A 14085-nucleotide genomic window follows, 5' to 3' on the forward strand; every position below is an offset into this window, starting at 1 on the left:
TTATCCTCTCAGTTCCTGCTGTGCCAGTGGGTGAAGCGTGCCCTGATAGCGGGCAAGGTCAGGACGGTACGCCGCACCCGGCGCGTATGACCAGCCGACGTCGGTGGCCACTTTTGTGGTGCCGGTGTTGAAGGTGGCGACGTTCTGCATCTCTCCCGTCTTCTCTGATACCAGCTTCAGCTCCCACCCCATGGCAGAACCTGAATTCGTCACCTTCAGGCCACGGGCGCGAACCTCGGCGGCGCTCAGGGCAATCACCCCACAGCGACAGCGCCAGCCGTTCGGCGGGTAGAACGCCTGCCAGAACGGGTCGTCATAGGGCAGCACCAGACCGTGCAGGACCAGATGGCTTTTGCGGGTGTGGCTGTCGTTGATACCGGTGTACATCCAGTACGGTCTGTCGTCGATGTTCTCCATCTGTTCGGCCCAGCGTCCGGCGCTGTAGAGCACCGACATATTGGTGCGAAAGATGGTATCGAGCCGCCACGGGCTGCCCTGCTGGATGGTAACCGGCTCACCGGTGACCGGGTCGGTGGTATCGCGTGGCCCCCACCAACCTTTGCGCTGCAGCTCCGGCTCCAGTTGCTGGCGGAACCAGCGGTCAGTCTTCCCCTCATCCAGCGCCTGCTGCAGGGCGCTCCTGATATCTTCCAGAATATCCAGCCGGGTCACTTTGGCGACGGTAAAGGCACGGGCATGGGCCTCCTGCCACATCTCCTCCCAGTCCCAGGTGAAGCTATACCCTTTGGACTTCAGATAGCCGATCGCCCGTTTCGGCGGCAGCGTCATGCAGTAAGCCAGCTCAGCCGTGGTTACGCTCATGCAGACGCCCCCAGATAGCAGCAACAAACATGATACGGGCCAGCCGTTCCTGCAGGTCATTCGCATTCATCTGCGGGTACAGTTCAGCCAGCGCCCCCAGCAGCTCTGACGGGTTAACACCGTCTTTCACCTGCTTAAAGAGTGGTTCCAGCACCGGCGTAAGCACACCGTTTAACGAGCCACCGTTCATCAGAATGTCCAGCGCGTCATCAAGGTCCTGCTGGGCCTGAATATCAGCATCAATGGCCTCGGCGAACGACAGCGGCGGCGCGTTCTTCTGGCGCTCTGATGGTGGTGTCTCGTCGATATCCCCGTCCTGCAGCTGGTACTCACGCTTGAAGTATTGCGGGGTGAAGACCACACCGGCGCGGCTGAGTTTCTCGTCGCGGGTTGCCTGGGTATCGTCGACCGTACCCTGTTCCCACATCTTCCAGACGGGGCTGGCCACGTCGCCAAAGTTCATCGAGACCGCCATCCTGATGGCCTGATTCACCGCGCTTTCCACGATATCGGCGTCGGCGTCCCGGATATCATCGGTAACCTCCAGCCCGGCTGTGGCTGATGCCTTATTCGCTGTCGCCTCAGTAGTCTGGTTCTGTCCCAGCAGGGCGATAGAGATTTCACTGCGGGCGAGCGTTATCAGGTTCTGATAAATATCGCTGCTGTCGGCCTTGCCTGCAGCCTCTTTGATCTCAATAGACGAATCATCAGGAATAGCGGCCACCGCGTCTTCGATCATAGATTCCATGGAGTCCAGCAGCAGGTCAATCTCACCCTGCGCTGTCCCGCGCGGATGTTTGCCGATGACCCACGGTGAACCGTACTTCTCGGCAAAGCGTACCCAGAATTTCATGCCACCTTTTTTGAAGGTGACCGGCCAGAAGCACATGGACAGGTCTGGAAAGCCATACGGGTTATCGTAAGTGGCATCCTGTCGCGGCACCACAAACTTACTCAGGGGAACCGCTTCACCGTCCAGCCCGGCGTCTTTCGCGCGAAAGCGCAGCAGGTTGTCATTGTCGAACTGGAACCACTCAGGCGGCTTACCCACGATATCGTTGATGGCCCAGGACTTCACCGAACGGCCCCACATGAGTTCGCAAGGCTGATACCCGTAGAGCACAGCGTCGGTCATCTCGCCGATGATGCGGGACATATCAAGATCGTCCAGCATATCCCGGATGAAGCTGAACACCCGCGCCGGGGCGTGGCCACGCTCCAGACCGCGCTCCAGTGATTTGACTGCCGCCTTGCGTCTGCGGATACAGCCACCAACCAGCGGGTCGGTACGCAGTTCACGATAGATGCGGATATCCCGCCCCTGAGATTTCAGAATGGGGTCAGGGTTCGGCAGGTACATCCCCAGCCCAAAGAAGTCGATGGAACGGCTGCGCGAGGCAATCTGCTCCGTCAGCGTTTTATCAGGTTCGGCAAATGAGACAAACTCAGTCGGGGAAACCCAGATTCCACGGGCCATCAGTAATCCTCCAGCATCCGGGCAGCCTGACGACGACGGCGTGAGCTTGCCTTCACCGGCCCTTTGTTAATTTCACGACTGGCAAAGTACGCCAGTGCCAGCGAGACAGCAGAGTCCCCGTGGCGCTTGCCACTGTCGGCTTTTGCCTTTGACCGCTGTTCAGGTACGCGGGGAACGCCGTTCACGACCTGCACGGCCCGCAGGTCATCCAGCGTGTCTTCATCCTTCGGCAAATCCACCAGGTTACCGTCCTCCAGCGCGGCCTTGACCGGCGGCATATGCTCCCGGTACCAGCCTTCGGTGGGCATAACCTGCTTAACCCGGCTGGAGCCGTAGCGCTGCATGGCATATTCCGCCAGATAGGAGCCGTTACCACGGGCATCAAACGCCGCCCCCATCAGGTTGGGCAGACCGTCCATCAGATACCAGGTGATTTGCTCCTGCTGTTTAAAGGGGACGTTGCGCAGCTCCATCACGAACGGCACGCGGCGGACCAGGTTCTTCTGCTGCAACAGGGGATAGTCCACCGACAGGTCACCGCTGCGGCCAAAGTCACGGCCCAAAAACGAACGGGCATCGGGAGGCAGCGCCTCCAGCAGCGGCTTCAGGTTTTTCTCCAGCCACTCCTGTGTCTCGCTCCACCGAACTTCGTCAGACTGCAGCTCATAGCCCTCCGGGCAGGTCAGGCGCAGCACCGGCGTGTCAGCCGACATGCGGGACTCAATCAGGGCGCGTGAGAGCCATGCTCCGCCGCCGTTCGCCGGAATGCAGTCAAGCTCCTCAGAAGCCCCGGTCCCGTAGAATTTGTACACCGATGCAATCCAGGCATCTTCTGCGTTCTGTGACCATGCCTTCCCGGTACGCAGGCAGACGCGGCGGAACAACCCTTCAGAGACGGCCTCTTTGAATGGAATACGCTGCACGCTGCCGCCCTGACGCCCGGCCCGGATATCGCCGATAAGCGTATTGAACGGGTTATCATCACCGTCATGAGTGGAGATAACGCGCACTTTACCGCCCCAGATAAGCATCGCCAGCGCCGCTTTCAGCAGTTCATCCAGCTGTTCGTGGAACGCGGCCTCGTCGATAACGATGATGCCCTGACGGCCACGCAGGTTAGACGGACGGCTGGAGAGCGCGACAACGCGGAAGCCGGAGTCGGGAAACTTGATGGTGTAGGTCTTGATGTGCTTGTCGTCTTCGTCCTCTTCCCAGAAACCTTCCTCAATTTCGCTGGCGGCATAGTTGAACATACGCGCCCACATCGCACAGGCCTGGATGTACTCGACGGTCATGTCCTGGTTGTAGGCGATGTAATAGACGTTCATGCCACCGGCTGTCACCGCTGATGCCGCTGTCAGGACATTATCGGACGCCTCGGCCCAGGTGATACCGGTTCGGCGGCTCTTCTCGATAATCTTGAGTGGAGAGGTATCAGCCACCCACCGCTGTTGATAGGGCATCAGTACGACGGGAACGTCGGAGGCTGAGGTGTCGGGTACCACTGGCGGTAATGGATTCACGATGCGATCCCCAAAATTTCGCGGCGTATTGCCTGAGCCGCCTCATGTGACAGACCACCCTTGCGGGCAATTTTCTCGGCATTGCTCGCTGCCTGCTGCGCTCTGGCGCGGACTTCGGTCTGGAACTTCTTCAGGTTGACCGAGGCTCGGGACAGCGTGGCTACGTTCTTTGCAACCTTGGACAGCAGAGCCACACGTTCTTTAGGGTCGATTTCTTCTTCGTCCTCCTGCAGCAGGACAATACTCTCGAACAGCTCGGTCTGAATCAGGGCAATCACCGCCTCAGAACGCGCGTCCTGATCGTCAGCGGCTCCCTCGGTCAGCATCCGGGCCGCTTCGGTTGCCGCACGGATGGCACCATAGCGGCGCTCAATCTTCTGCCCATAGCGATGGATAGCGGATTTGCTGATGACGTATCCCCGATCGCGCAGCAGGGTCTCCAGTTCGGTATACCCGCTGAAGCCGGACTCGTTCAGCGCCCGCTCAAGCCAGCGGCGAACATCTTCCGGCAGCTTGTCTATCGTGCTGCGTCTGGCCATCATTCACTCCAGTATTTTTCCGGACGGGCGATGCCGGGACCGCATTCCACGGTATATTCCACGATGTCAACGCCGAGGCGGGTCAGGTCGGCAAACCAGTCGCCGGAGGGCCTCTTCTCCAGCTCAACCATTTTTCGGTCAGACAGGTAGTCCAACTCACGACGCAGCTCAAGCGAGGTGGTGTCGGGATAAATCGCGCGGGCCACGTCCAGCAGCAGCGTTTCGCTGGCGGTGTACGGGCGGGTTTTATTCAACGCAACCAGCAGACTCCAGCGCAGGGATTCCCGGCGTACGCGGGCGATATCAACCATGTTTACCTCCGGTTATACGGTACTGCTGTACCACTTCCAGTTTGTTGTAAACCGCATCCAGCTTGGCCTCAATGACCGTCTGACCACGGATATAGTCCTCACGACGGACATACTGAACGGGTAATTCAGCCTGAAATCGCAGGAATTCTTTTTCCAGCTCGCTCCAGCTGGAGGTGGAGTTCTGCAGTGCCTGTTCCAGTGAAGTGAAACGCGCTGCCTGACGTTCTTCCGCTTTAGTGAAAAGCCACTTGGCCATCCCTCCGACAAAGCTCATGAAGGTGATGAGGAAGCCCACCACCGTCCAGAATTCAACCTGCAGCGTCATTTCTGTAATCCTTCTCGTTCGTCCAGCAGGCCGTTTATCTGGCTTCGCCAGACCCGGCACTGTTTTGCGTTGTCGATAATGTTGGCGAGAACGTCGCGCTGGCTGACGCCTGAGTCGCGTAGCCTGGCCTCAGCGGCTTCAGATTGCCGGGGCGCTTTGCCAGTGCCGGTGCCAGCGGGGGCAGTTGCGCCTGAATGACCGGCGTCGACGGATGCGTCGTCGTATCCGAGCGCGGCGTTGTACTGGCGCACGAAACCGCGAGTAAACACGCAGTTAATGGGATGGCTCTTGCCTTTTTCATCAATCCAGCGCTGTGTGACTTCATTAATCTGCCCCTGTAGTTGTTGGTTCTGGCTCTCAAGCTGAGCGATTTGCGCAAGATAACTCCCTTCAGCCAGATACCCGCTGATAACCCGATCCTGATAGCGCTTCGCGGATTCCCGCAGCGCTGCGTTCTCAAGGGTTGTCTGTTCGGTTTTGTAGGTATTAAATGCGGACTGCAGCCGACTGAGCGCCGCGTCACCGTCACGTTTTGCGTCTTCAGCACCGTCGTGATAACCCCAGCGGTTAAGCCCATAAAGCGCACCCACCAGGACAAGTGCCAGTACCATACCGCGCCACGGTAGTCTTTTAACCAGGTTCCACACAGCTACTGCCTCCCCATGTGAGATAGCGCGGTGCCAGATCCCGCAGGATGCGCTGGGGGTAATGGCGGTTCTCGCGCCAGTTTGCAGCGCTTCGTCCGGCATTCACCGTGGCGACATGACCAAACCAGCGAGCGCTGTCCAGCCCCTTCTGCGATGCCAGCCGCTTGTCACGCTGCACCCAGCCTAAGCCTCCGTTATAACCCGAGAGCGTCATGGCCATACGTTCGCAGTCGTTGGTGGCACTGACGCGCTGCCACAACCAGCGGTCATAGCTGACCAGCGCCCGGATAGCCCAGGCCGGGTTAAACGGCTCACGACTGTTAAGCCCCGGCATCAACTGGCTTATCCAGTCGGCAGTGGCAGGCATAAACTGCGCCAGCCCCTCAGCGCCAACTGGCGATACGGCATCAGGTCGCCAGCCGCTTTCCTGATGCAGCTGCGCCGCAAAGTCGGCCACCGGCGCTGACAGCCCCCATTCAAGCCGGGCATTGCGTATCACATCACTGCGATACTGCAGCGCGGCCTGCGGAGGCTGAGCTGCTCTGGCTTCGCTAAAGAAACCACCGCACCACAGCAACCATGCAAGCGCCAGATTCGCTACAAGTTGCCACCAGAAACTGTATTTATCGTTACGCGGTTGACCATGCCTGATGGCGGTTACGCCCAGCCCGAATGCTAAAAGGATGATGAGAGTGATTTGAGGCCAGTTCATGTTCACAGCCCCATAGCCACGGCCAGACAGACTGCCGCAACAATCAGCGCACGGCGAATCAACGCGGCAGAAAACACCATGTGGAGGCCGGTCTGGACGGGAAAACGACCATCAGCCATCAGCTTTTCGTCATGCTTCAGGTACTGACCGGGACGGGCTTTGGGGAAAAGCGAACGGTCAAGCCAGTAGCCCAGCACTGCTGCTAGTGTTATGAGCGACAACTTGTAAACCACCACCGGCAACTGCTGGGGCGAGACCAGGCCGATGGTGCCGAGCAGCAGCACAGCAGTCAGCAGCCAGCCGCTGAGACGGGGTGTTTTAACAGGGGGAATAAGTTTTTTGATGTTTTTCATGATGCGTCTCCTTGTGTGGTGGAGACAGCATCACAAATGTCAATTAAAGGGGATTTTAAAGCACGTTATAAGTGCGGGAACAATGCAAGCAGTCAGAATGGTAGTTGCATCTTAAATAACGACAGATTCGTACCCGCATCAGGCATTACTCATATCTTTAACTTTTCGTAGCTTGCTTGCCTGAAAATCCAGAACCGGAGAAAACAGGCGCTGCCAGAATCCCACAACAACCATCTGGTCAGTGGGGTAGTCCATCGACAGGATCTGCTCGTTATAGCAGATGCTGTCCAGTACCCGGAGAACTGGTGGTTCATCTTTTTCAATAGATAAACGCTCAGCTGTAATAGCCTGTAAGCTCTCTTTTGATACGTTGGTCACGAGTATCATTTTCTTCTCCAGCTCAAAGAATTTGCGGGCGAAATCAAAATGAGCACGGGCGCGTTGTGATGAACCAACGACCAGATTGATGGCAGAAAAGACGGTCACAATAGCGGCTGAAAGCACTGCTAAATTCGTATTAGCCTGAGACAACACACCATAGATAGCCGTTGAACCAAAAATCAGAGATAACACATTAGTGGTTTGATCCAGCCGATCAAACCAAGCCCTGCGGCGGTTATGGTAGCGAACGGACCGTCTTACATCGAATAGCAGACCTTCCCACTCATGAGCCAGATTTGTCTCCACTGTTATCTCCTTTTCCAGGGCGTACCGGAGGTGAAAAAGTATTCGTCACAATAGTACCCCTGCGTTCGCCATAGTCCAAAGAATCATTGTTGTAGTTTTTTTGGGATGGGCTGCGTGGGCAATTGTCGGACTCATGTTTCTGAGAGCCAGGCTTGTTTAAGTTATGTTTATCATTCATTCGTGACTTTCCTTTTCAGCGTAAATTACCAAACCAGTAAACTGCGTTAATAGCATGCAGACATCCCGAAACTGCATCCTGACAGTGAAAGAACGACCAGCCCGGTGCGTCAACACCGGGCTGGTCATCAACCCACAGAGTGTGCTGTGAGCCAACCAGGGTTCAGTCAGTCTCGCGAGACCAGACTAGCCTGCCATATTTTCACTGATTGCAAAAGGCTTACGGATAATGAAAGAAAAATCTTTACCCATCGTCCCATGGATTGGCGGTAAACGTCGTCTTGCCAGGCACATTCTGCCGCTGTTTCCGGCCCATACTTGCTATGTGGAACCGTTCTGCGGTGCAGCGGCGCTCTATTTCCTCAAGGTGCCCAGCAAGACCGAAGTCATCAACGATATCAACGGCGAACTGGTAAACCTCTACCGGGTGGTAAAACATCACCTGGAAGAGTTTGTCCGCCAGTTCAAGTGGGCGCTTGTTAGCCGTCAGATATACAAGTGGCTGCAGGATACGCCGGAAGAAACACTCACCGACATTCAGCGGGCCGCCCGGTTCTACTACCTGCAAAAGCAGGCTTTTGGCGGCAAGGTGGCTGACCACACGTTTGGAACCTCCACAACCAGTGCACCACGCTTCAACCTGCTGCGGATTGAGGAAGAGTTGTCGATGGCACACCTGCGCTTGTCCAGAACACTGATAGAACATCTGGACTGGCATCAGTGCATAGCGCGTTATGATCGCCCACATACACTGTTCTACTGCGACCCGCCATACTGGGGCACTGAAGGCTATGGAGTGGATTTCGGGCTGGAAAACTATGACCACATAGCGGAATTAGCGCGGAACATCAAAGGAAAGATGATTATTTCGGTCAACGATATCCCAGAAATGCGACAAGCGTTCAACGACCTGAATATTCAGACCGTCGATATCAGCTACAACCTGAAAGTCACGGGTAAGGCTACACAACGGAAAGAATTGGTTATTTGTAATTTTTAACTGTTAGAACAACTGAAGTGGTGCCGTACTTACAACCTACAGCACCACCTCAGTAGTTAATTCAACCTTGGGCATGTCCAAGAATCACTATTAGGCTTTGGTGAAAACACCTTCAGGCATCCCTCTCGTGGGGCCTTGCCATCATTTGTCATAGGAACATTTTCCTTATCAAGTTTCACGATAAGGTCTCCTCCGGGAACATCGGTTTTATCGAGAAAAACAGCCTGACAGGCGGATTTAGATATTTTCACTTCATGGACATTATTTGATATGAACAAAAAACAATTATGACCAGAGGCTATGTAGTCACCAGGAATATTATTCTCGTCTTTGATATGAAATTGAACCGTTGTCACCGGACGTTCGCTATCCTCGGATACTTCGAATTTTTCAAAACTGCCCGCATACTTATCTAAACCGGGGAGCTGTTGACGAATAAAAGGTAATTCACGCTTTACAACCGGGTTGTCAGTTTCAACGCTGAAAACCGGCTGCTCCTTGACTGGGGTGGACGTATCAGCAGGATCGGCATTATCTCCACACCCAGCTAAGACAAATACCAACGGTAAAAATAATTTGCGCATAGTCATATCCTTACACCTTTAATGTTCTTAATGGGAACAAATTAGCCCACATTTTTTAAATTATTTAGCTGTGCGGACAGCTCCTGGATCTGTTTTTCCATCTCAATCACACGCTGTTTTTCTTCAGCGCCTCGCATAAGATCTCGTCGAACCTCAGGGTCTAACTGATTTAATAGTTCAAGCATTTTAAGGTCTGCTTGACTGAAGCTTTGAGTTGCTGGTTCAACCTTCGATACCTCTTCCTCTCCCTTACCTGTGAGTAACCAGTCAAGAGAGATTCCTTTCTCTTCCGCAAGATTTATGCAAATTGAATAAGGCACAGAGTTTCGCTTTCTCCAACTGGCTAAAGTCTGTCTGTTAACATCCAGCGCCTTGGCTAGCCCGCTGTCGCTATCAACATTAAACAGTGACATGAGTCGCAGAAGTACTGCATCAACGGCCTTTTTATTCATTTCAAATAAATCTCACTTGAGTTATTTATTTTGAATAAGTACACTTATTCGTATTGAGTACATCATAACCCAATAGGAACACGGTGCATATGAACAAACAGCAGGTTCGAGCACGACTGGTTGAACGGGGCAGTAGCCTGCGCCAGTTTGCGCTTAACGCGGGCTATGAGCCACGAACAGTCACTCAAGCGGTAAGCCGCTGGGCTGGCAAAAACGAACTTCCTCGCGGACGTCTGACGTTTCGCATTCTGCGTGATTTGTCAGTCGTGATCGGCAAGGAAGTTACACCAGGCATCCTTCAGGAGGCGTCATGAGCAAAGCAAATGTATCCAGTTCCGGGGCCCGCATTCTACGCGTTCTTAAAGCGCTGCGTGGTCACGCTCTGAATGGGGTTTCTAATGGTGAACTGGCATCGGCTTTAGGCGAGTCCCCGGCGAATATTAATCGGGCACTTAATACCCTTATCGAAGAGGGATTGGCCCTGAAACTGGATAACGGGCGTTTCGCCCCTGGAGTCCAACTCTTACAAATCGCCATGGCGCACAGCACCGAGATGGCGCGGGCACAGGATCGTATCAATGAAATTAACCAGCGTGTTATGGCTGGCAGTCGCTAAGGAGTTGAAATGGGACGCACAAAATCACAACCAGTTGAACTAATGGAAGATGCACCGCTGACCGATGGTCTCAGCGTCAATCTGAATGTCATGACTGCACATCGCCTCGAAATCATGCAGCAGTTCGGTGATGGCCTGCCATATGACCGGGAACGCTTAATCCATGAAGCAAAGTTTTATATGTCACAAAGTGCTGAGGCCATGCTGGAAGCAGGTAAGCGCCTGATCGCCCTTAAAGAGAATGAACCTTATGGAGATTTTGCCTTAATAGTCCAAGACCGGCTGGGGCTGGAGCCTCGCATTGCAAGAAAAATGGCACAGGCAGCAGTTAAATTTCTATCTCCTCAGTTGGAAGATAAGCGGAAAACGTTTTCCGATCTGGGCCGTTCAAAATTATATGAATTAATGCTGGAAGACGATGAAGAACTGGCCGAGTTAGCCGAGGGAGGAACAGTTGCAGGACTGACGCTTGACGATGTTGAGCGTATGTCTGTGCGCGAACTTAAAGTGGCACTGCGCGAAGCCCGTGAAACCAACGCAGCACAACAGCGTGTACTGGCCGACAAAAACGAAAAAATCGACTCGCTTTCCACAAAACTGGAAAAGAAATCCCGTATCCAGCCGCCTAAGCCTGACGAAGAAGTGAAGAAGCTGCGGGCGGAAGTGACAGCGTTAGCGGTTGAGGCGGAATCAGCCATCGCTGTCCGGCTGTCCAGCGCTTTTGAAACGTTATGCGCCTACTGCGCTGAAAATGTCATTGATACGCCCAGAGACTTTATGGCGGGTCTGGTCTGCGAACTGGAGAGTGCGGCCCGCAACCTTCGCTCCACCTTTGACCTGCCGGATGAGCCTACAGGTAACACTGCCCCTTCATGGCTGACTGCCCCAACGCCACAGATTAACGGGCAGGAGGCATAACCGATGAGTGCCGCCCTGACTGAACGACTGGTTTATGTTGCCCGCGCGGCACGTGACGCGGGGCATGGTAAGCGCGGTGCAATTTACGAAGCTGCATGCGCCGAACTGGGCCTGTCCCGCGCCACTCTGCTACGTAAGCTGAAGGAGGTATCAGTGACTGACAAACGCAAAAAACGCGCTGACGCCGGGCGCAGCGCCCTGAGCCGCGACGAAGCCGCGCTGATATCGGCCACGCTACGCGAGGCCACCCGTAAGAACGGTAAGCGCCTGTATTCCATCGCGGATGCAGTTGAGACCCTGCGGTCAAACGGCTTTATCTCCGCAGGCAGAACAGACGAGACGACGGGCGAGTTTTTCCCGCTGTCCGAGGACACCATCAGCCGCGCCCTGCGTAACTATGGCCTGCACCCTGAACAGCTGGACGCGGCAGCACCATCCTCCGAGATGGCCAGCCTGCACCCCAACCACGTCTGGGAGATTGATGCATCGCTTTGTACGCTTTACTACCTGAGCAATGGTCACAAGGGACTTCAGGTGATGGACAGTGCGAAGTTCTACAAGAACAAACCTGCCAATATCGCCCGCATCGCCAGTGACCGCGTGTGGAGTTATGAGATTACCGACCATACCAGCGGCTGGATTTACGTTGAATACGTGATGGGCGCGGAGTCCGGTGAAAACCTCTGTTCTGTCCTTATCAATGCGATGCAGGAGCGCGGTGGCGCGGATGTGCTGCACGGCGTACCGAAAATACTCTACCTCGACCCCGGCTCTGCCAACACCGCCGGTATGACGAAAAACATGTGCCGCTCGCTGGGCGTTGACCTGATAGCGCACAAGCCGCACAACGCCCGCGCTACCGGACAGGTGGAAAAGGCCCGTGACATTATCGAGCGCAAGCTGGAGCCGGGCCTGAAGTTCCAGCCAGTTCACAGCCTGGAAGAGCTGAACGCGCTGGCCGTGAAATGGCGCAGCCACTTTAATGCCACGGCTGTCCACAGCCGCCACCGTAAAACCCGCACGGATATCTGGCTGAAAATTACCGCTGAGCAGCTGAAGAAAGCGCCATCAGTTGAGGTCTGCCGCGAACTGGCGGTATCAGCACCTGAACTCCGTAAAGTCACGCCAAAACTGCGTGTCTCGTTCCGGGGTGTTGAGTATGACGTGTCGGCGGTACCGGGCGTACTGGTCGGTGAAAAGCTGATGATTACCCGCAACCCATGGCGCAGCGATGTGGCGCAGGTGGTACTGACCGGCGAAGACGGTCACGAAACGTTCCTGCTGATTGATGAGATCAGGAAGAACGAGTTTGGCTTTGCCGAAAGCGCGGCGGTGTTTGGCGAAAGCTATAAATCCCTGCCGGAGACCCCGGCGCAGACGGCAGCAAAAGAAATTGAAAAGCTGGTCACCGGCACAGATAACGCCGCCGATGCAGCAGCTGCGCGTAAGGCGAAGGCGTTGCCGTTCGGCGGGAAGCTTGACCCTTATAAACATATCAACGACACCACGCTACCGGCCTATATGCCTAAGCGCGGTCAGACTTCAGACGTGCGCGGCCCGCGTATCGAGCAGCGCCCGCTGACCCATGTGGAGGCGGCGAAAGCCCTGCGCGAGAAGTTCTCGGCCATCGGTCAGATGTGGACACCGGAGCATTACCGTCAGTTAGCGGCACAGTACCCGGATGGTGTACCGGAAGCAGCACTGGATGAGGTGATGGTCACGCTGACCACCCCGGCCCGCAACAGCGTTATCAGCATCGTTAACGGCAACTGAGGAGGACAACATGCTGGTACTGAAACAACAACTTAAAGAGGCCCGTATCCCGCAGGCTGTGGTGGCAAGAGCCGTCGCCGTCTCCGAGGCAACGCTTGCCCAGATTGTGAACCATAACGAGTGGCCCCGCACCAGCCCTGAGGAAGTGCGCCAGCGTCTGGCGTCTTATCTGGAAAGTCAGGGGATTGATACAGCTAAGAGTTTTGATGCTGCACAGGGCGCTGCCACGCCCCGTACAGCGGGTACAACCAACCTCAGTGAGGAAGAGAACATGTTACTCAAAAAACAGGTGTTATTTCCAGCAACTAAAAAAGCATTTGGCCTTTTCCGTGACCCGTTCGCCGATGAAGCCATGCAGGGTGCGGATGATGTGTTCACCACGCCGGATATTCGCTACGTGCGTGAGGCGCTGTACCAGACTGCCCGCCACGGTGGTTTTATGGCGGTTATCGGTGAGTCCGGGGCGGGTAAATCCACGCTGCGCCGTGACCTGATTGAACGTGTCAACCGTGAGAACGCGCCGGTGATTGTTATCGAGCCATACATCATCGCCATGGAAGACAACGACGTGAAGGGTAAAACCCTGAAGGCAGCAGCTATCGCCGAGGCCATCATCAGCACCATCGCGCCGCTGGAGAACATCAAACGCAGCCAGGATGCCCGTTTCCGCCAGTTGCACCGCGTTCTGAAAGACAGCAGCCAGGCTGGCTTCAGCCACGTCCTGGTGATTGAGGAGGCCCACAGTCTGCCCATCCCGACGCTGAAGCACCTCAAGCGCTTTTTTGAGCTGGAGTCCGGCTTCAAAAAACTGCTGTCCATCGTGCTGATTGGCCAGCCTGAACTGGCGGATAAGCTGTCCGAGCGCAACATGGAAGTGCGTGAAGTCGTGCAGCGCTGCGAGGTGGTTGAACTGCTGCCTCTGGACAATAGCCTCGAAGAGTTTCTGGCGTTCAAGCTGCAACGCGCCGGTAAGCAGTTTGCCGACGTCATGGACACCAGCGCTGTGGAAGCCATCCGCGCCCGCCTGAGTAATCTGGGCAGCAACCGTAAAAGCATGGTCAGCCTGCTGTATCCGCTGGCCGTCAGTAACCTGGTGATAGCCGCCATGAATCTGGCTGCTCAAATCGGGGTTCAGCAGGTCAATGCTGACGTCGTCAAAGGGGTTTAAC

Annotated in this window: 18 protein-coding genes; 6 read left to right on the forward strand and 12 right to left on the reverse strand. The window is 55.4% G+C overall.

The window, feature by feature from the left end; translation table 11 throughout:
* From OGY33_RS16355 to OGY33_RS16400, 10 genes are all read right to left on the reverse strand, one after another.
* Entirely contained in the window at window positions 1-822 is an 822-nt protein-coding gene (locus OGY33_RS16355; RefSeq protein WP_286571955.1) for a phage head morphogenesis protein, read from the reverse strand.
* A complete protein-coding gene (locus OGY33_RS16360; protein WP_286571958.1) occupies window positions 803-2299 on the reverse strand; it encodes a DUF935 domain-containing protein in 1497 nt (498 codons plus the stop codon). The genes OGY33_RS16355 and OGY33_RS16360 overlap by 20 nt, the downstream gene beginning before the upstream one ends.
* Entirely contained in the window at window positions 2299-3822 is a 1524-nt protein-coding gene (locus OGY33_RS16365; protein ID WP_286571960.1) for a hypothetical protein, read from the reverse strand. The genes OGY33_RS16360 and OGY33_RS16365 overlap by 1 nt, the downstream gene beginning before the upstream one ends.
* Window positions 3819-4361 (reverse strand): DUF3486 family protein, encoded by a 543-nt coding sequence (locus OGY33_RS16370; RefSeq protein WP_115454734.1) that lies wholly within the window; start codon window positions 4359-4361, stop codon window positions 3819-3821. The genes OGY33_RS16365 and OGY33_RS16370 overlap by 4 nt, the downstream gene beginning before the upstream one ends.
* Window positions 4361-4672: a hypothetical protein gene (locus OGY33_RS16375; protein WP_057069271.1), complete on the reverse strand. Its 312-nt coding sequence runs from the start codon at window positions 4670-4672 to the stop codon at window positions 4361-4363. Before OGY33_RS16375 ends, OGY33_RS16370 begins: the two co-directional genes overlap by 1 nt.
* Window positions 4665-4997, reverse strand: coding sequence for a hypothetical protein (locus OGY33_RS16380; RefSeq protein WP_057069268.1), 333 nt, complete (start codon window positions 4995-4997; stop codon window positions 4665-4667). Before OGY33_RS16380 ends, OGY33_RS16375 begins: the two co-directional genes overlap by 8 nt.
* Window positions 4994-5644 (reverse strand): MreC domain-containing protein, encoded by a 651-nt coding sequence (locus tag OGY33_RS16385; RefSeq protein ID WP_286571962.1) that lies wholly within the window; start codon window positions 5642-5644, stop codon window positions 4994-4996. Before OGY33_RS16385 ends, OGY33_RS16380 begins: the two co-directional genes overlap by 4 nt.
* Window positions 5628-6356 (reverse strand): transglycosylase SLT domain-containing protein, encoded by a 729-nt coding sequence (locus OGY33_RS16390; RefSeq protein WP_286571964.1) that lies wholly within the window; start codon window positions 6354-6356, stop codon window positions 5628-5630. Before OGY33_RS16390 ends, OGY33_RS16385 begins: the two co-directional genes overlap by 17 nt.
* A gap of 2 nt (window positions 6357-6358) precedes the next feature.
* Complete coding sequence (locus OGY33_RS16395; RefSeq protein ID WP_057069720.1) at window positions 6359-6709, reverse strand: putative holin; 351 nt, start codon at window positions 6707-6709, stop codon at window positions 6359-6361.
* A 138-nt stretch (window positions 6710-6847) separates the two neighbouring features.
* Entirely contained in the window at window positions 6848-7396 is a 549-nt protein-coding gene (locus OGY33_RS16400; protein ID WP_286571966.1) for a hypothetical protein, read from the reverse strand.
* A 406-nt stretch (window positions 7397-7802) separates the two neighbouring features.
* Here OGY33_RS16400 and OGY33_RS16405 point away from each other — a divergent pair, with 406 nt between their 5' ends.
* Window positions 7803-8573 (forward strand): DNA adenine methylase, encoded by a 771-nt coding sequence (locus tag OGY33_RS16405; protein WP_115454737.1) that lies wholly within the window; start codon window positions 7803-7805, stop codon window positions 8571-8573.
* A gap of 56 nt (window positions 8574-8629) precedes the next feature.
* Here the strand turns inward: OGY33_RS16405 and OGY33_RS16410 are convergent, their stop codons facing one another.
* Both OGY33_RS16410 and OGY33_RS16415 read right to left on the reverse strand, forming a co-directional pair.
* Window positions 8630-9157, reverse strand: coding sequence for a hypothetical protein (locus OGY33_RS16410; protein ID WP_247751218.1), 528 nt, complete (start codon window positions 9155-9157; stop codon window positions 8630-8632).
* 41 nt (window positions 9158-9198) lie between these two features.
* The gene (locus tag OGY33_RS16415; RefSeq protein WP_057069525.1) at window positions 9199-9609 is read right to left on the reverse strand and encodes a helix-turn-helix domain-containing protein; all 411 of its coding nucleotides are present in this window, start codon (window positions 9607-9609) and stop codon (window positions 9199-9201) included.
* Between the two features lie 89 nt (window positions 9610-9698).
* Here OGY33_RS16415 and OGY33_RS16420 point away from each other — a divergent pair, with 89 nt between their 5' ends.
* The 5 genes from OGY33_RS16420 to OGY33_RS16440 are packed head-to-tail and all read left to right on the forward strand — an operon-like array spanning window position 9699 to window position 14084.
* Window positions 9699-9923 carry a helix-turn-helix domain-containing protein gene (locus OGY33_RS16420; RefSeq protein WP_115454739.1) on the forward strand — a complete coding sequence of 75 codons (225 nt, stop codon included), beginning with the start codon at window positions 9699-9701 and terminating at the stop codon, window positions 9921-9923.
* On the forward strand, window positions 9920-10225 hold the full coding sequence (locus tag OGY33_RS16425; RefSeq protein WP_115454740.1) for a helix-turn-helix domain-containing protein: 306 nt from the start codon (window positions 9920-9922) through the stop codon (window positions 10223-10225). The genes OGY33_RS16420 and OGY33_RS16425 overlap by 4 nt, the downstream gene beginning before the upstream one ends.
* 9 nt (window positions 10226-10234) lie before the next feature.
* Window positions 10235-11143 (forward strand): Mic19 family protein, encoded by a 909-nt coding sequence (locus OGY33_RS16430; protein ID WP_286571968.1) that lies wholly within the window; start codon window positions 10235-10237, stop codon window positions 11141-11143.
* Window positions 11144-11146: 3 nt separating this feature from the next.
* Window positions 11147-12916 (forward strand): DDE-type integrase/transposase/recombinase, encoded by a 1770-nt coding sequence (locus OGY33_RS16435; RefSeq protein ID WP_286571969.1) that lies wholly within the window; start codon window positions 11147-11149, stop codon window positions 12914-12916.
* Between the two features lie 10 nt (window positions 12917-12926).
* On the forward strand, window positions 12927-14084 hold the full coding sequence (locus OGY33_RS16440; RefSeq protein ID WP_286571971.1) for an ExeA family protein: 1158 nt from the start codon (window positions 12927-12929) through the stop codon (window positions 14082-14084).
* Window position 14085: the final 1 nt, after the last annotated feature.

Source organism: Citrobacter sp. Cpo032 (assembly GCF_030332975.1).
Lineage (GTDB): Bacteria > Pseudomonadota > Gammaproteobacteria > Enterobacterales > Enterobacteriaceae > Citrobacter > Citrobacter portucalensis.